1 protein-coding gene is annotated in these 213 nt (G+C 58.2%); it reads right to left on the reverse strand.

Features of this window, described 5'->3' with window-relative positions; all coding sequences use genetic code 11:
• Positions 1-213 (reverse strand): VCBS domain-containing protein (locus MO387_RS21395; protein WP_242326535.1); only part of this gene is annotated, 213 nt, incomplete at both ends.

Raw genomic sequence — 213 nt, forward strand, 5'->3', positions numbered from 1 at the left:
TTTCGCCTTCAGCCAGATATTGCACGTCGGCGTTATCGACGTTGTAAGTCCAGTTGCCCGCCGCATCGATAGTCAGGCTGCCGAGTGCGCCATTGCTAGCAACGCCGTTGCCCGCTTGGAATACCGCTTGGCCGCTGTCGGCATCGGTAATGGTTAAGGTGCCGCTGTCAGTCAGAACTGGATCGGTGGCATCTTCAGTGACCGCGCCGACAT

The sequence above is a fragment of the Shewanella sp. N2AIL genome, from assembly GCF_022690845.1.
GTDB lineage: Bacteria > Pseudomonadota > Gammaproteobacteria > Enterobacterales > Shewanellaceae > Shewanella > Shewanella baltica.